This is a genomic window from Mesorhizobium sp. Root102, from assembly GCF_001425625.1.
In the GTDB taxonomy this organism is placed as follows: Bacteria; Pseudomonadota; Alphaproteobacteria; order Rhizobiales; family Rhizobiaceae; genus Mesorhizobium.
The window spans coordinates 185879-200726 of sequence record NZ_LMCP01000034.1; the positions used below are offsets into that span (position 1 = coordinate 185879).

19 protein-coding genes and 1 pseudogene are annotated in these 14848 nt (G+C 62.8%); 12 read left to right on the forward strand and 8 right to left on the reverse strand.

The genetic code is table 11. The features are described 5' to 3' along the window. Positions 1-208 precede the first annotated feature (208 nt). From ASD12_RS23060 to ASD12_RS23080, 5 genes are all read left to right on the forward strand, one after another. Entirely contained in the window at positions 209-1114 is a 906-nt protein-coding gene (locus tag ASD12_RS23060; RefSeq protein ID WP_056591564.1) for a Ku protein, read from the forward strand. Next, positions 1111-2232, forward strand: a complete 1122-nt coding sequence (locus tag ASD12_RS23065) for a tetratricopeptide repeat protein (protein ID WP_056591568.1) — start codon at positions 1111-1113, stop codon at positions 2230-2232. Before ASD12_RS23060 ends, ASD12_RS23065 begins: the two co-directional genes overlap by 4 nt. Before the next feature lie 49 nt (positions 2233-2281). Further along, positions 2282-2926, forward strand: a complete 645-nt coding sequence (locus ASD12_RS23070; protein WP_056591571.1) for an alpha/beta fold hydrolase — start codon at positions 2282-2284, stop codon at positions 2924-2926. 4 nt (positions 2927-2930) lie between these two features. Beyond that, positions 2931-3701, forward strand: coding sequence for an exodeoxyribonuclease III (locus ASD12_RS23075; RefSeq protein ID WP_056591574.1), 771 nt, complete (start codon positions 2931-2933; stop codon positions 3699-3701). A 142-nt stretch (positions 3702-3843) separates the two neighbouring features. After that, a complete protein-coding gene (locus ASD12_RS23080) occupies positions 3844-5043 on the forward strand; it encodes a hypothetical protein (RefSeq protein WP_056591577.1) in 1200 nt (399 codons plus the stop codon). Between the two features lie 2 nt (positions 5044-5045). Here the strand turns inward: ASD12_RS23080 and ASD12_RS35500 are convergent, their stop codons facing one another. The 3 genes from ASD12_RS35500 to ASD12_RS34330 form a co-directional block, all read right to left on the reverse strand. Further along, positions 5046-5132, reverse strand: coding sequence for a hypothetical protein (locus ASD12_RS35500; protein ID WP_082525625.1), 87 nt, complete (start codon positions 5130-5132; stop codon positions 5046-5048). A gap of 156 nt (positions 5133-5288) precedes the next feature. Next, complete coding sequence (locus tag ASD12_RS33465) at positions 5289-5381, reverse strand: hypothetical protein (RefSeq protein ID WP_082525626.1); 93 nt, start codon at positions 5379-5381, stop codon at positions 5289-5291. Positions 5382-5592: 211 nt separating this feature from the next. Further along, on the reverse strand, positions 5593-5682 hold the full coding sequence (locus ASD12_RS34330; protein ID WP_156388918.1) for a putative RiPP precursor: 90 nt from the start codon (positions 5680-5682) through the stop codon (positions 5593-5595). A gap of 231 nt (positions 5683-5913) precedes the next feature. Here ASD12_RS34330 and ASD12_RS34675 point away from each other — a divergent pair, with 231 nt between their 5' ends. The 3 genes and pseudogenes from ASD12_RS34675 to ASD12_RS33485 all read left to right on the forward strand — a co-directional run. Next, positions 5914-7503, forward strand: coding sequence for a WD40 repeat domain-containing protein (locus ASD12_RS34675; protein WP_056591581.1), 1590 nt, complete (start codon positions 5914-5916; stop codon positions 7501-7503). A 41-nt stretch (positions 7504-7544) separates the two neighbouring features. After that, positions 7545-8096 (forward strand): isochorismatase family protein, encoded by a 552-nt coding sequence (locus ASD12_RS23090; protein ID WP_056591584.1) that lies wholly within the window; start codon positions 7545-7547, stop codon positions 8094-8096. Positions 8097-8449: 353 nt separating this feature from the next. After that, positions 8450-8801, forward strand: a pseudogene (locus ASD12_RS33485) (metal-dependent hydrolase); the annotation flags it as partial. A 324-nt stretch (positions 8802-9125) separates the two neighbouring features. Here ASD12_RS33485 and ASD12_RS23100 read toward each other — a convergent pair. Both ASD12_RS23100 and ASD12_RS35505 read right to left on the reverse strand, forming a co-directional pair. Further along, entirely contained in the window at positions 9126-9392 is a 267-nt protein-coding gene (locus tag ASD12_RS23100) for a hypothetical protein (protein WP_056591590.1), read from the reverse strand. A gap of 78 nt (positions 9393-9470) precedes the next feature. Beyond that, positions 9471-9872: a hypothetical protein gene (locus ASD12_RS35505; RefSeq protein ID WP_244482948.1), complete on the reverse strand. Its 402-nt coding sequence runs from the start codon at positions 9870-9872 to the stop codon at positions 9471-9473. Positions 9873-10137: 265 nt separating this feature from the next. Here ASD12_RS35505 and ASD12_RS34345 point away from each other — a divergent pair, with 265 nt between their 5' ends. Next, entirely contained in the window at positions 10138-10290 is a 153-nt protein-coding gene (locus ASD12_RS34345; RefSeq protein WP_156398642.1) for a hypothetical protein, read from the forward strand. Positions 10291-10298: 8 nt separating this feature from the next. Here ASD12_RS34345 and ASD12_RS23110 read toward each other — a convergent pair whose 3' ends face one another. Both ASD12_RS23110 and ASD12_RS23115 read right to left on the reverse strand, forming a co-directional pair. Continuing rightward, entirely contained in the window at positions 10299-10580 is a 282-nt protein-coding gene (locus ASD12_RS23110) for a hypothetical protein (protein ID WP_056591596.1), read from the reverse strand. A 107-nt stretch (positions 10581-10687) separates the two neighbouring features. Next, positions 10688-11428 carry a sulfotransferase family protein gene (locus ASD12_RS23115; RefSeq protein ID WP_056591599.1) on the reverse strand — a complete coding sequence of 247 codons (741 nt, stop codon included), beginning with the start codon at positions 11426-11428 and terminating at the stop codon, positions 10688-10690. A gap of 411 nt (positions 11429-11839) precedes the next feature. On the opposite strand from ASD12_RS23115, the gene ASD12_RS34350 reads away from it, so the two are divergent. The 3 genes from ASD12_RS34350 to ASD12_RS23130 all read left to right on the forward strand — a co-directional run bounded on the left by ASD12_RS34350 (position 11840) and on the right by ASD12_RS23130 (position 13873). After that, complete coding sequence (locus tag ASD12_RS34350; protein WP_156398643.1) at positions 11840-12103, forward strand: hypothetical protein; 264 nt, start codon at positions 11840-11842, stop codon at positions 12101-12103. Between the two features lie 460 nt (positions 12104-12563). Beyond that, positions 12564-12866, forward strand: coding sequence for a DUF1236 domain-containing protein (locus ASD12_RS23125; RefSeq protein WP_056591604.1), 303 nt, complete (start codon positions 12564-12566; stop codon positions 12864-12866). Between the two features lie 212 nt (positions 12867-13078). Then, on the forward strand, positions 13079-13873 hold the full coding sequence (locus ASD12_RS23130; protein WP_056591607.1) for a hypothetical protein: 795 nt from the start codon (positions 13079-13081) through the stop codon (positions 13871-13873). Between the two features lie 58 nt (positions 13874-13931). Here the strand turns inward: ASD12_RS23130 and yghU are convergent, their stop codons facing one another. Beyond that, entirely contained in the window at positions 13932-14798 is an 867-nt protein-coding gene (gene yghU / locus ASD12_RS23135) for a glutathione-dependent disulfide-bond oxidoreductase (RefSeq protein ID WP_056591610.1), read from the reverse strand. Positions 14799-14848: the final 50 nt, after the last annotated feature.

Here is a 14848-nt window from a genome sequence, read left to right on the forward strand (position 1 = left end):
TCCCGTGGGGGCGAGGAAACCCAACGCCATCGACGCTTCCGACAATTTGAATTATTCTCCACCCACGACCTCAAAGACGTGGCGGAAGATTTCGTCAGGGATTTGCCTGTATCGTGCGGGGTCGGTGTAGGATTTGCGCAGCCTCGTTCGTCCTTCGGACGAAAAGTGCTGCAGTAAATGTCAGTGCATGGCCGCGTAGGAGTGTTTCATGGCGCCAAGGGCAAGTTGGAAAGGTTACCTCAAACTCAGCCTCGTCAGCTGTCCGGTGCGGCTATATCCCGCCACCAGCGCGAGCGAGCGCATCAGCTTCAACCAGCTGCACAAGAAGACCCACAATCGCATCAACATGAAGCCGGTCGATCCGGAACTCGGGCTCGTCGAGCGTTCGGATCTGGTCAAGGGCTACGAATATGAGGACAAGCAGTACATCATCATCGATGATGCCGACCTCGACGCGGTGCGCATCGAATCCAATCATACGATGAACATCGAGGCCTTCGTCGACGAGGGCGAGGTCGACGTCATCTACCAGGATGCGCCCTACTACATGGCGCCGGATGGGGCGATGGCGGAAGAAACCTTCGCCGTGTTGCGCGAAGCGATGCGCAAATCCGGCAAGCTGGCGATCGCGCGGCTGGTTCTGTCCAGCCGCGAGCGCGTGGTGACGATCGGCGCGCGCGATAACGGCATGTTCGTGTGCACGTTGAGAAACCCCAACGAAGTGCGTGGGACGGCTGAATATTTCGGCAACATTCCCGCCGGCAAGCCCGACGCGGAAATGCTGCAGCTCGCCGAAGCGCTGATCAAGCAGAAGGAAACCACCTTCGATCCGAGGAACTATGAGGACCGCTACGAGGCGGCACTCATGACGATGATCCGCGAGAAGCTCAAGGGCCACAAGCCGATCATCGCGGCGGCACCCGAGCGCGGCAATGTCATCAACCTGATGGATGCGCTGAAGGCCAGCCTGTCGCAGTCGAAGCCGCCGGCCAAGTCGAAGAGCAAGGCCGACGAGGTCGCCAAGCCAGCCGCCAAGAAGGCGGCAGCGGGTGGTGCTGCTGAAAATCCGCTGAAGGCCAGTCTGCTGAAGGCGGTCGGCAAAAGCAAGAAATGACGGCACCAGCCGTTTCGGGGGCGGTCTTTGGCACGGTCGGCGCGCTGGCGGCGTTTCCGCTGCGGCTCGCCGCACGCGAGGTCGAGCGCCAGCATGCCCAGCTCAGGCGCGGCCTCACCAGGCGCACTACGCATGTCGTGTTTGGCCGCACGCTCCTTGCCAAGGCTGGTCTGACGAAAAACGGCGATGCGGGGATCGAGCGCCGCGTCGCCGCCGCACGCGGCGCGGGGCAAACACTGCTCAGCGAGAACGGCTTTTTGCGCCGGCTCGGCTTGATGGGGGCGCCAGAAGCATCCTCACTGTCGCGGCAATCGCTGATCGAGCAATCGCGGCTGTCCGGCGCCGACCTGGACATGCTTTCGCTGTTCGATGCGTTCGAGCATGACGCAGAACCCTATTCCTTCCGCGACCTGATCCTGGCCCGCAAATATGCCGGGCTGGTGGCCGGCGGTGCGACATGGGGCGCAATCGCGCGCTCCGTCCATCGCTCCGGCCCGGTGGCGTCGCTGACCGCCAAGTCGCTCAATGTCGGCTCGCAGCACGGCCGGCCCGACGCTATCTATCTCGAAGGCGGCCAGAGCGAACTCGACGGGCAATTGCTGTTCGATCTTGGCACTGCCGGGGCAGAGGGCGACGACACGCTGGAAGAGCTGTTCGCCGCGGCCGAAGCGGCGGAGGATGGCGGCGACCATGAAGGTGCTGCCGCACTCTACCAGCGCTGCCTGGCCATAGACCCGAGCGATGCGATCGCCGCCTTCAACCGCGCCAACTGCCTGCGCGCCGGCGGCCACGCGGCGGACGCCGCGCACGACTATATCAGCGCGATAAAACTCGATCCGGCCTTCGTCGAGGCCTGGTTCAACCTCGCCGGGCTGATGAGCGAGCAAGGCCGCGAGGCCTCGGCGCGAAGGCACCTGCAGAAGGCGATCGCACTCGACAAGACCTATGCCGATCCTGTGTTCAACCTCGCGAGGCTGGAGTTCGACGCCGGCAATCTGCTGGAGGCGCGGCGGCTGTGGGTGCGTTACCTGGAGCTCGACGCGGAGTCCGAATGGGCTGGGGTGGCGACCAAGGGCGTGCAGTTCGTGGATATGCAGCTGGCGCGGACGGCGGGGTGAGGGGACTTATGCTGGCGAAGGAACTCGGCCTCTCCGGGAAGGTCGCCCGATGACCACCTTCCTCTTCGACGGTCCCGACACCGCTCCCGTCACCATCCTGCTCGCCCATGGCGCCGGCGCGCCGATGGACTCGGCTTCAATGACCGCGACCGCCAAGGCGCTGGCCGCGGCTGGCTTCCAGGTCGCGCGCTTCGAATTCCACTATATGGCCGCGCGCCGCTACGGCCACCGCAAGCCGCCGCCGCGGGCCGAGACGGTGAATCCGGAGTATGTCAAGGCGATCGCAGACCTCAGGGCGAAGGGCGTGACTGGCCCGCTCATCATCGGCGGCAAATCGATGGGCGGGCGCGTCGCCTCGATGGTTGCCGACGAGATGTTTGCCAAGGGCGAAATCTCGGGTCTGCTATGCCTCGGCTATCCCTTCCACCCGCCGACCAAGCCGACGCAGCTTCGGACAAAACACCTCGCCGACCTGAAGACGCCAACGCTGATCTTCCAGGGCACGCGCGACGAATTCGGGACACCAGACGAGGTGGCGACCTACGACCTTTCCAGCAGCATCGAGATCCATTGGCTGGAGGACGGCGATCATGACCTCAAGCCGCGCAAGAGCCTCTCGGGCTTCTCCGCCGCCGATCATCTGAAGACGCTGGCCGAGGCGGTGAAGGCGTGGTCGGGTCGGATCGTTTCCTGAAGCGATGAAAATCGCCTCCTTCAACATCAACAACATCAACAGCCGCTTGGAGAACCTGCTGGCGTGGCTGGCTGTCGCAAAACCCGATGTCGTCTGCGTGCAGGAGCTGAAGGCGCGCGACATGCAGTTTCCGCGCTCGGCGCTTGCGGCGGCCGGCTATGGCGCGGTGTGGAAGGGCGAGCCGACCTGGAACGGCGTTGCCATCCTCGCGCGGGGTTCGGAACCGGTGCTAACCCGCGATGCTCTGCCCGGCGACGATGCCGACAAGCAGAGCCGCTATATCGAGGCGGCGGTCAACGGCATCATCATCGCTTGCCTCTACGCGCCGAACGGCAACCCGCAGCCCGGTCCGAAATTCGCCTACAAGCTCGCATGGCACGAACGGCTGGAGGCGCATGCCGAACAGCTGCTCGACACCGGCCTGCCGGTGGTGCTGGCCGGCGACTACAACATCGTGCCCGAGCCGCGCGACATCTATGCCACCCGCTCCTATGACGACAACGCGCTGGTGCAGCCGGAAAGCCGGGCTTCCTTCGCAGCCTTGCTCGAGCAGGGCTGGACGGACGGCCTGCGCAAGAAGCATCCGAAGGAGACGCTCTACACCTTCTGGGATTATCGCCGTAACCGCTGGCCGCGCGACGCCGGCTTGAGGCTCGATCACATCTTGCTGTCGAAGAAGCTGGCGCGGCGCCTGACCGCCGCTGGCATTGACCGCGACGTGCGCGGTGAGGACGGCGCCAGCGATCATGCGCCGGTGTGGGTGGAATTGAAGTAGGGCGACCTTCCAGCCTGCGGCCGCGGTCTCCTTTTGCCGCCAGCGTCATCTGTGCAGCGACGTCGACGCAGGCTAGTCTGTTGCAAAGTGCTCCAGCCCGGATTGCTCATGATCACCAACAAGACCTGTGGATCGAGGCCCCATGTTTGACCTCGGTCCTGTCGGGATCCTGCTTGCCACCATCGTGGTGCTTGCGGCTGCCGCTGCCCTTTTCTGGCTGCTGTGGCAGAGGCGCAGCCGCCGCAAGGGGCGGCGGCTGACCAATCCGGCGGACGACTACGCCGTTCGCAGCGATTGGAGCGGCAGCAGCGGCACTTTGAACTATTCGTCCTTCGTTTATTTCGACGTCGATCGCGACGGCAAATACGGCGTCGGCGACCGGCCGATGGCCGGCATCATGGTGCGGCTGTATGATGAGGCCGGCAAGCTCGCCGCTTCAGCGCGCACCAACAATGCCGGCTTTGCCAACTTCCCGATGTCGGTAAAACGCAGAAAGGCCGTGATCCGCGTGCCGGGCAACTGGCGCTTTGCGGTTTCGGTGCCGCCCGGCTGGCAGGCGAAAAGCGAAAACGACATCCAGACCCGACACCTTCTGTCGTTGCCGGGTTCGCCGGCCGGGCTGGTCTCGCACGGGATGCTGCAGCCGGTCGGTCTGGCGCCGCTCCGGCGCCTCGGTGGGCGCGTCGCCGGCGAAGGATCCGTGACCCTCTCGGTGATGAGAAACGGACACGTGCTGGAGACGCGGCCGCTGGCGCCAGGTGCCGCCTTCAGCGTCGATCTGGCCGATGACGCCGACACGGTTCTCGTCAGTGGCGGCGGCCTTGAGCGGGGGCTGGCGCTGTCGCCCTATCCGGCCGATCTCGGCCTGTTGTCGGCGCAGACCGCTTGCATAGCGTCGGACGCCGCCCTGGAAACGATCGATTTCGACGATGTGACGTCGCGCACCTTCAGGAAGATTCCGTCCGGCCATGCAGGCTTGGCGTGGCGCAACCTGAATGCGATGGCGCGCGACTACACCAAGGACAGCCAGGGCTATGTCAATGGCAACGTCTCCGGCGACCATGTGGTCTACACCAGCAGCGGGCTGCCGGCCGAATTCAGTTGCGAACAGCCGTTCGGCTTTCACTCGGTCATGCTGAGCGCTGCCTGGCTGAAGTCGGAAGGGGAGGTGGCGCTGATCGAAAGCTGGCTTGGCGAGCAGCTGATCTCAAGCGACCAGGTCATGCTGTCGGCGCTGACGCCGCTGCACTACGCCCCGATGCTCAAGGCAGTAACGCGTGTTCGCCTGTCGACGAAACACTATTGGCAAATGGTTCTGGACGATCTGGTCCTGACGCGGTGAAATCAGAACACCGAGGCGCCATTGAGCGCCGTGACCGCCGACAGACGGCCTTTTTTCAAAAGAATTGGCTTCACATAAATCTTCTTCACGTCAGGCCCTCTCAAATCCAGATCCGATGATGCCAGACCGCAGCCATCTGTCAAACACGCGGAGCTGAATTAATCTGTAACAATGCCAAGGACAAGCGCCAAGGCGCTCATCCTCCAAATTCTTGATTCATCGCTGCGATCAGGTTTGCGCCCAGATCAGCCCGGCAAAATCGAGGCGCCGTTTGCCGCGGTGACCGTTGATAGACGGCCCTTCTTCAGAAAAACAGGCTTCGCATAGATCTTTTTCATGCCAGACTCTCCTAAAATCCCGGTTCGATGATGCCAGACCGTGGCCACCTGTCAACCATCCGGGCTAAAAGCATCTGCAATATATCCAAGGACGATCGGCATGGCGCTTGTCGTCCAATCTTTATTTTTACGCAATTCCTGATCGAAAACCGCTACACACTTTCTTGGAATTGCTCCAGCGTCGGCGCGATCCGGCCAAAGTGCGTCGGGATTATATTATGACGCTGCTCGAGCCGTTTGCCGTGACGGCTGAAAGCTTGCCCTTCCTGACGAAGGTCGGCTTGGCGTAAGTCTTCTTCATCGCGGTCTCTCCTGAATCCCTTAACGATGATGGCCAGACTGACGACATGTGTCAACCAAGCCGCAAGGCATGCGAGCGTCGGCAAGGGCGCGTGCCTTCGCTCGGCATGAACTGTCGGGTGGCGGGCTCTTGGCGATAGGAGCGCGCCGCTGGTAGTCTCGACCATTGCACCATGCGCGGGCGACGTTACGTCGTCAGGGCCACCAATGAACGGCCCGGGGGAAGAATCAGATGGACAGGTTGGCTGACAGGCTGTTTGCGCTTCCTCTGCTGGCGGCGGCAATGGCTTGCCTAGTGCGCCCATATCTGCTCCTGGGCGGAAGGGACTTCACCTGGAGCGGCATGGTGCGGATGCTGCATGGTCCGGCCACGCTGTGGCCGGTGGTGTTCCTGGCGGTGGGCGCGCTCTGCCTGCTTGGCGCTTTGTTGTTCTGGGCCGGGCTGCTGCCCGGCCGGCCGAGCCATCCCACTGGGACGCCGCTTTTTGGCCGCGACGCCGAGACCGGGCCCAAGGGCCGGCCGAACTTGCGGCGCGCTTTCTTTGTTTTGCCGGTGATTGCCGTGCTGGTGTTGCTGGCCGATCAATTCCCGCGGGGCGCGCACGGCCCGGGCGGCGAGGTGGCTTCGCCAAGCCAACCCAAGGCCAACGAACCAAAAATCCCTGGACCGAAGACCAACGAACCCAAGGGGCAGGATGTCGCTAGCGCGCCGCCGGCTCCGGAGCCAGTAGTCCCGCAAACACCACCTCCAACTGCTTCGCCGCCAGAGGCCGCCAATCCGCCCGCGCCACCGACCTTGCCTGCCCTGGTGCCGCCGACGCCGCCAGCTCCCGTCGCTCCGACGCCGCCTGAGGTCGCGGTCATTCCGCCGCCCACCGTGGCGCCATTGCCGCCGGCTCCGTCACCGCTGCCGACGCAACCCGAGGGCCACCGCGACGCCGTTGTCTGGCTGGCGGTCGCGCCCGACGGGCACTCGATCATGAGCGCCAGCACCGACCACACGATCAAGCTCTGGGATATTGCCGGCAAGCACTTGATCCGCGATCTCGGCGTCCACAAGGACATGGCCCGCACGGCGCTGTTCATGCCCGATGGCGTCAGCGCGCTGACGGCCGGTGACGACGGCGAGATCGTGCAGCGCAGACTTTCCGATGGCGCGGTGCTGCATGTCTTCTCGTCGGGCGGCAATGGCGGCGTCAACAAGCTGGCGATCAGCCCGAACGGCAAACGCGCCGTCAGTGGGCACGATACGGGCAATGTCATCGTCTGGGACCTCGAGAAGGGCGTCGTGCTGCACGTCATGAGCGGGCACGACTGGTCGGTCAGCGCCGTCGCCGTCTCGCCCGATGGCAAGCAGGCCCTCAGCGGCAGCATCGACGGCACGCTGAAACTCTGGGATGTCGAGACCGGCAAGCAGCTGCGCAGCTGGCACGGACATGAGCAAGGCACCTATGGCGCGGTGTTCACCGCCGACGGGCATCAATTGGTGACCGGCAGCGGCGATTACACGATCAGGCTCTGGGATCTCGACAGCGGCCGCGAAGTGCGCCGCTTCGAAGGCCATGAGGGCACCGTCTACGCGCTGGCGCTGTCGGCCGACGGCAAGCGCCTGGTCTCCGGCTCGCTCGACGGCACGGCGCGGCTCTGGGACATGGACACCGGCAACCAGATCGCGATGTTCGACAGCCAGACCGGCCCGATCTATGCGGTGGCCTTCGCCGCCGACGGCACGGTGCTGACCGGCGGCGACGACCGCACCATCCGCGACTGGCCGGCTATCGGCGGTGACGGCGTGGTGCTGTTTGCCGGTGCGCCGGAGTGAGCAAATCCTTGATCACCTTGCCCGCCGTGCTATCTAAAACCATGTCAGCTTCCAGCCTCCCAGACAAAGCGCCGCTCATTGTCATCGATCTCCAGACCGGCATGTTCGACGGCGTGCACGAGCCGCCGATCCATGATGCGCCTGATATTGTCGAGCGCACGAAGGCGGTGATCGACTGGGCGCGGCGCGGCGGCCGCCGAGTTGCCTTTATCAGGCATGACGGACCTGACGGCGATCCGCTGGCACCGGGTGAGCCGGGCTGGCCGGTATGGCCCGCCCTTGGCCAGGCGGCGGACGAGCCGACCTTCGCCAAATCCGTGCGCGATGCGTTCAGCAATCAGGCCTTCGGCGACTGGGTTGCCGGGCAGGGCGCGGGTGCTGTCATGCTGCTGGGCGCACAGACCGATTTTTGCGTGGCGGCGACCGTCAAGAGCGCGATCGCCAGAGGGCTCGGCGTGACCGTGGTTTCCGATGCCCACAGCACGCTGGACAATGCCAGCGAGAGCGCGGAGCAGATCATCGCCCGGCACAATGGCGAGTTTGCCGAGGCCGGCGTCAATCTGGTGACGACAAAGGCGTTGGTCGGCGGCTGAAGCCCGCGACGAACGTCGCGGCAGGCTAGTCGGCGCTTCCGGCGGCTGTGTTGTTCGACATCGCCGGCGCGCGACTTCGCGGATCGCATGATGGCGCCAAGCGGCTGCCGTGGTCGACGCGGACGGGGGGGCGCATTGTTGGGATGGCTCAGGCGCCCGCGTCAACCAGGGCGGCTCGTACCGCCGCGTTAGCAGCATTGCATATTGCGCGCCGGTCGAAACTTCCGCGAAAGCGGAATAGGCCGGGACCAAAGTGCAGATTCGGCGCCCGGGATTTCGGCGCGCCGAGAAACTGTTTCTCTTTCTTGCGGCATTGACCGCCGGCCGGCAAGCGGCGACGACTGCCGCTTCAACCCATGGATGGCATTCAGGCAAGCCGTGTCACCGTAATCAGCGGCTCCGACAACATCCGCGATTCCTGGCGGCCCTATGGCGATGGCGACATGCTGAGCCGCACCAAGATGATCGGCTGCCGTTCCGGCTTCTACGAGGACCACGAACAGGCCGCCGCCTTCGACGTGGTGACCCATGCCGGGGCGAAAGCGCTGGGGCTGGAGAGTTACGGCTTTGCGGTCGGCGCCAGCGCCGACTTCGTCACCCTGCCGGCAGCATGTGCCCGAGGCGGTGGTGGTGGTGCCGAAGGGCCGGACGGTTTATCGCCGGGGCAGGGCGGTGGCCACGGATGGCAAGGTGGTGGTGCGCTGATGGTCGTCGCATCGCCGGCGCGTGAGGCAAGCGGCAAGGGAGAAAATGGCCCGGCGGCCAGGTGCAAAGGGAGGCACGCCGGGCTCGGCCGACTTCTGGCGGTCGCCGACCGATTTGTTATATTCGCTATCTCTAATATTAATGCAAGCGCGGTCAAACCTCTTCGGTGGATAAAGGCCGTGCACCTCGGGCGTCAGAAGCCAACCTTTCCGGCCGCCACCAGCACCAGCACGACGACCGCTGCGCTCCAGACAGCGGCCGTGGCCAAGGCTCTTCCGTTCGGCCGAAACCTGCGGTGCGCCTCGGCGGCAATTTCGACATCGCTCAGAAGCGGCCGGAGTTGCAGATGCGCACCTTCTTGATCACCCAATGGTGGTGGCGCCATTGCTTCTTCACGTTCACGAAGCAATGCCGGTTGTGATGCCTGCGCCAGTAATGCTCGCGGTCGTGATGCCGGCGCCAATTATGCCGGCCCATGCCGTTATTGCCGTTGTCGGTCGTGATGACGAGGCTGGCGGCTTGCGCCGGAGCGACGATGGTGGGTGACACGACGGAGATGGCGACAAGGGCCGAAAGAATGAAGTTCTTCACTATAGATTCTCCTCTATTAGTCATGCTTACGCTAATCCGAAAGACGGCTGCTTGTTCCGCCGTGGGGTGCAGACTCGATCAATTTGCCGCTCTGCCATCCACCGCCTGGATCGATCGGGCCGGCGGGGAAGACTGTGCGCGTTGATCCGACGGCTGCTCGCTGAAGTAGAGCGAACTGCCCAGGACGAGGAATACGAAGCCCACCGCCATCAATCCGACCATGAGCACGGCGATCGCCGTGCCCGGGCCGTGGCCTGTTTTGATGATGGTGGATCGATGGGGCATTGCGTGTTCTCCGAGTTGGGCGCCGGCTGTTGTCATGCCGGAGCCTTGGCGACAAACGACAAGCAGGCCCCGATGTTCCCTTGTCAGGGCTTCAATCCAGTCAAAACGGGCTTTTGCTTTTTCCTGTGGGACCAAGGTCTTGGCTGTCGGAGACAAAGGTCCGAGGGGGACCTGTTCGGTTCCGGCAATGTCCATTGGACGTTCCATTATTTTAGTGAAAACTGATATATTATCTGGGTGAAGGCCTTAGCCGGCCAAGCGTCTTCGCCCAGGTATTCGGGCATGGAAAATGTGGTTTTGGCAAGTTTTAAGGCCACGTTGTCACATCTCGGCGGCGACGGGTGGCTCGCGGGGCGGTCTACGTCTCGGCACAGGGCGGGCCGCGGTTCAAACAGGGTCTTGCCGATAGTCAGGAATTCGAACTTGCAGGACTCGCGCGGGCGAGTGGTGGCGAGATATCATGGTTCCTCACGGGCATGGCGAAGCCGAATTCACCACCTTCACATCCATCACGGTCGAACCAGAGTGTCCGCATGCTGGAGACGCCGAAAAAATGACTGGGGCCGCCGCCGATCGCGATGCCTTCGATGATGAGCAGCGCGGCACGCCCTAGCACCCGGCTCACGTCTCGTCGAACCTACCCTCGCGGGTCGGGTGGCGCTTGATGGCGGCTTCTTCCTCGTCGTCAGGCAGGGCGTCGTCGCTGTCCTGGTAGGCGTTGTCGTCGTCTTCCTCGGACAGATCGCCATCCTTCTCGAGGCCGTAGCTGATCTCGCCGTCTTCCGACGCGGAGTCAGGCAAGATTCTGCTTCCCTTGATGGCATCCCAGTCTTGCTGCTGGATGATGGGACCATCGGCTTCTGTGTCGTCGTTGTCGATATCGGGTTTGCTGCGCGGTGCCATGCTGGCCTCCAATCCTTGAAAAGACTGGAGGCGAAACTCGGCGTGCCGGCGTTTGTTCCCTTACCCGCCGGGCAAAGACTGGTTCTGGATTGCCGACGGACTGGAGATCAGCCCAGCCACCACCACAGCGCCGCAACCACGGCCACAATCGCCGCAATGGTCAGCCCCAGCATGATGTAGGAGCCTTTGATGATATCGCGGATGATCTTCTTGATTGTTTCGCGGTCGTTGAGGTTGGGGAAAGGCTCGTTGGGCAGTGCCACGCCGAGGAACTCGCAAAGCGGCACCCAACCTTCGGTCACCTTGTAGATCAGCAGCTTTTGCGGCGGCACCGCTGCCTTCACCTCTTCGATATAGGCGTTGTAGCGCGCCACTGCCTTGGCGCGGTCGTCCATCACGCCTTTCAGGGTACGGCCCCACACCAGCTTGCGCGACATGTCCCCGAATTTCCGGCCGAAGGGCGTCAGCCATTCCAGGATCTTGAACTGCCAGACATTCTCGGTGAAGTAGATCGTGTCGATGGTGCTCTCATACCATGCTTCGGCGCCGCGCGGATGGAGCGTCAGCAAGACCTTTGCATCGGGGTAGGCAGCCATCAGTTCCTTCCACACGCAACAGCCAGGATTGTCGACCGTGGCCGTATAGTTGGCGAACACACGGTTCCAGTCGTGCTGGCTGCCCGGGGGGCTGTTGGCCACCTTGCGCCAGAAATCGAGATGGCCCTTGTTGGCCTTGTTCATGATCACTTCCTGCATGTGATAGGATGGCAGGCCGAGCCTGTTCAGCGCGGCAAAGGTCGACCACGTGCCAGTGCGGCCGAAACCGGCCCCTATCAATTTGAGTGTCATTTCCTCATCCCCCGGACCTGTTTTCTTCGCTACCCCAGTCCGTGAGCATCAAATTGCTCCCGACCAGGCCGGCGCGCAACAAATTTCGAGCGCACGGGCGCCCGATCACATACTTGCGAAGTTGCTAAAATAATGGAACGCTGTCCGCGGGTAATGGGAATTTGGCAGCGAGTCGTTGGAACCGGGGCGGTTCAACGATTGGGGAACGATGTATTTCGGACAGTTTCTTGTGGGGATGTCGGCCACGGCCGTGATTGTCGCGGTCTGGACCTATATGGCCACCGGTTCTTTCTGGGAGGCATTTGCCTGGACGATCGCGACGCTTCTTGTCGTGCAGGTCGGCTACTTCGTGCTCGTCGTGAGGCTGATCTTCGGGCGTGCGCCATGCCGCTACCAGCCAGGATCCAGTGGATGCTGTCTCGCCGCTGCATCGCGACGGTGTCTGGTTTTGAGGTCGGTACTCGGGTTCGATGCGGGATCGATCAGGAATGGCGCTTCCGCTACAAGCCCATCCATTCGCGCGTGCGCCAGGCAAGCCCGGCGAACAGCGTCACCAGCGCGATGGTGACGAATATGAAGGTGAAGGGATGCTTGGTCGAGGCTGTGTGTCAGCGCAAGGCCGCCAAAGGCCGGAACCAGTGCCGAGGCTTCGCGCTTCCCTGGCGTGACCGGTGAGACTGCCACCTCAGCCGGCGCCGTTTTGGGGCTCGCTCCGCTCCCGGGAAAGCGGGCCTTTTTTTCGTGGCGCCGGGAAAAGTGGCGGAACGACATTTCGCTCTCAACGTTAGCCAATCCTAAGGTATTGCAGCAATCGACCGCCGCTCTCGATAGAGATTGCGGAGGAGGTCGATGCGCCGCTCTTTGCGATCGCACCGAGATCGGCTTTCCATTTGGGACATAGCCCCGCCGGATCAAGGTTATAAATCCGAAAAATTATCCGGATTAGAAATTCATATACAAATCATCAAAAATATTTGGAAATATCTTGGGTCTTTCGCCGAAGCGAGACAATAATATGTGTCGGCGTCCGGCCGATTTTATTTATTCGTGTATTCGTAAATTCGAGATGGAACCTCAAGGCAATCATGGAGTTTTCATGCAGGGCGGATTTTCAGATAGCCCTTAGGAGATTGTCATGAAACTTTATCTTACGAGTGCGGCGGCCGCGGTTGTCCTGATGAGCGGCATTGGTGCGGCGCTGGCGGAAGATGTCATCGTCGTCCAGCCGGAACAGAACACTATCGTTCGCGAGTACATCAAGAAGGAGCCACTGGCATCGGTGAACCTTCTGGGGGTCGAGCTCAAGCTCGGCTCGCCGGTGCCGGATACGGTCCAACTGCGCGAAGTGCCCAACGTCAAGTACCGCGTCGCCGTCATCAATGACCAGACTGTCCTGGTCGATCCCGAGACCCATCAGATCGTCGAAGTCCTGAACTAAGAGTCACCGCGTCAAACTTACCTTGGGAAAAACCCGCCTCCGACGTCGCGTCGGTGGCGGGTTTCTTTTTGAGGCCGGGTCTTGGCCCATTCGGCGCAAGCGCATCGGGCTGGCAAAGTCGTCCGCCAGGGTGCAGGGTCTTGCGAAACGTTCGCAAGCCGGCATATGTCGATGTGCAGCCGGCCTTTCGGCCGAGACCTGAAAGCCCTTCGATGACCATCCCGCCCATCGAAACTGCCCGCGATGACGCACCCCGCACCCTGCTTCTGCTTGGCAGCGCGCCCGACGCGGTGCGTTGCGAGCCCTGGCCGAAGCAGGCGTTCAGCCGGATCGTCGCCATCAACAATGCTTGGCGGGTGCGCCCCGACTGGGATTTCCTCGTTCATGCCGGCGATTTCCCGTCGGACCGGCTGCCCCAAGACGCGACCTTGCGACAGGCTCGGATATTCAGCGCCACGCAGTATGTTCCGGCGCAGAACGCCTTCGGTGGCTTCGTCTATGCCGGCGCCACCATGGCGCTGACCGCTGCATACTGGACCATTCACAGCCAGAAGCCCGATGTGCTGGCATTCCTGGGCTGCGACATGATCTACGACCGTCCCGACAAGACGCATTTTTACGGCATCGGCCGTCCCGACCCGCTGCGCGACGACGTCACCCTGCGCAATCTCGAGGCCAAGTCGGCGCGCCTGCTTGTTCAGGCGCTGAAGCACGGCTGCCTGTGCATCAATCTGTCCGACCTGCCGCGCAGCCGGCTGGTCTTTCCCAGGCTCGCCTTCGACGAGCTTGGCGGCCTTTCGCTCACGCGGATTGCCGACATGAAGGCGGACATTCTTGGCAGCATCCGGCTCGACAAGGCCGAAAGAGCCGAGGAGATCGAGAGGGACCTCGGCTATTTCTACGAGGACGGCATGTACTGGAACCATCTCGACGAGATCGACGAGACGTTTCTTGCCGACATTGACGGGCTGTGGATGTCGGCCGTCGAGCAGAGGCGGACGGGTTGACGCCGCCGACCTCCTCGCAGGAGAGGGAGGTCGGCAGCGCTAGATCTAGCCGGTCAGCTCACTCGGCGGCCAGCTTGTCTTGCGTGTTCGTGTCGAAGTCGCTGGCGTCGTGGCGCTCATGCAGTTGCAGGGCCGGTTCGCCGAAGGCGCGGTTGACCATGCGGCCGCGCTTGACCGCCGGGCGGGCGTCGATCGCCTTCGCCCAGCGCTGCACATGCTTGTACTCCTGCACGGACAGGAACTCGGCGGAATCATTGTACATACGGCCGAGCGCCAGCCCGCCATACCAGGGCCACACCGCCATGTCGGCGATGGAGTAGTCCTTGCCGCCGAGATATTCGGTCTCGGCAAGCCGACGGTCGAGCACGTCCATCTGGCGCTTCACCTCCATCGAGAAGCGGTCGATGGCGTATTCGAACTTCTCCGGCGCATAGGCGTAGAAATGGCCGAAGCCGCCGCCCAGATACGGCGCCGAGCCCATCTGCCAGAATAGCCAGGACAGCACCTCGGCGCGGGCCGGCTGCTCGCTGGGAAGGAATTCGCCGAATTTTTCGGCGAGATAGACCAGGATCGAACCGGATTCGAAGATGCGCACCGGCGTCTTGCCGCTGCGGTCCATCAAGGCGGGGATCTTGGAGTTGGGGTTGACCTCGACGAAGCCGCTGCCGAACTGGTCGCCATCGTTGATCCTGATCAGCCAAGCATCGTATTCGGCGCCCTTGTGGCCGCGAGCCAGAAGCTCCTCCAGCATGACCGTCACCTTGACGCCATTCGGCGTCGCCAGCGAATAGAGCTGCAGCGGATGCTTGCCGATGGGCAGTTCCTTGTCATGGGTGGGGCCGGCGATCGGCCGGTTGATGCTGGCAAAGGCGCCGCCACTCGGCTTGTTCCAGGTCCATACTTTCGGCGGGGTGTATGCGGTCATCGCGGGGCCTCGTGTTCGGGGGGCTTGTGGAAAGGATGGGCAGGTCCATC

Excerpts from the sequence above, each read along its gene's own strand:
- ASD12_RS23060 (WP_056591564.1), top strand. The coding sequence starts at position 209 with ATGGCGCCAAGGGCAAGTTGGAAAGGTTACCTCAAACTCAGCCTCGTC.
- ASD12_RS23065 (WP_056591568.1), top strand. The coding sequence starts at position 1,111 with ATGACGGCACCAGCCGTTTCGGGGGCGGTCTTTGGCACGGTCGGCGCG.
- ASD12_RS23070 (WP_056591571.1), top strand. The coding sequence starts at position 2,282 with ATGACCACCTTCCTCTTCGACGGTCCCGACACCGCTCCCGTCACCATC.
- ASD12_RS23075 (WP_056591574.1), top strand. The coding sequence starts at position 2,931 with ATGAAAATCGCCTCCTTCAACATCAACAACATCAACAGCCGCTTGGAG.
- ASD12_RS23080 (WP_056591577.1), top strand. The coding sequence starts at position 3,844 with ATGTTTGACCTCGGTCCTGTCGGGATCCTGCTTGCCACCATCGTGGTG.
- ASD12_RS33465 (WP_082525626.1), bottom strand. The coding sequence starts at position 5,381 with ATGAAAAAGATCTATGCGAAGCCTGTTTTTCTGAAGAAGGGCCGTCTA.
- ASD12_RS34330 (WP_156388918.1), bottom strand. The coding sequence starts at position 5,682 with ATGAAGAAGACTTACGCCAAGCCGACCTTCGTCAGGAAGGGCAAGCTT.
- ASD12_RS34675 (WP_056591581.1), top strand. The coding sequence starts at position 5,914 with ATGGACAGGTTGGCTGACAGGCTGTTTGCGCTTCCTCTGCTGGCGGCG.
- ASD12_RS23090 (WP_056591584.1), top strand. The coding sequence starts at position 7,545 with ATGTCAGCTTCCAGCCTCCCAGACAAAGCGCCGCTCATTGTCATCGAT.
- ASD12_RS35505 (WP_244482948.1), bottom strand. The coding sequence starts at position 9,872 with ATGGACATTGCCGGAACCGAACAGGTCCCCCTCGGACCTTTGTCTCCG.
- ASD12_RS34345 (WP_156398642.1), top strand. The coding sequence starts at position 10,138 with ATGGTTCCTCACGGGCATGGCGAAGCCGAATTCACCACCTTCACATCC.
- ASD12_RS23110 (WP_056591596.1), bottom strand. The coding sequence starts at position 10,580 with ATGGCACCGCGCAGCAAACCCGATATCGACAACGACGACACAGAAGCC.
- ASD12_RS23115 (WP_056591599.1), bottom strand. The coding sequence starts at position 11,428 with ATGACACTCAAATTGATAGGGGCCGGTTTCGGCCGCACTGGCACGTGG.
- ASD12_RS34350 (WP_156398643.1), top strand. The coding sequence starts at position 11,840 with ATGCTGTCTCGCCGCTGCATCGCGACGGTGTCTGGTTTTGAGGTCGGT.
- ASD12_RS23125 (WP_056591604.1), top strand. The coding sequence starts at position 12,564 with ATGAAACTTTATCTTACGAGTGCGGCGGCCGCGGTTGTCCTGATGAGC.
- ASD12_RS23130 (WP_056591607.1), top strand. The coding sequence starts at position 13,079 with ATGACCATCCCGCCCATCGAAACTGCCCGCGATGACGCACCCCGCACC.
- yghU (WP_056591610.1), bottom strand. The coding sequence starts at position 14,798 with ATGACCGCATACACCCCGCCGAAAGTATGGACCTGGAACAAGCCGAGT.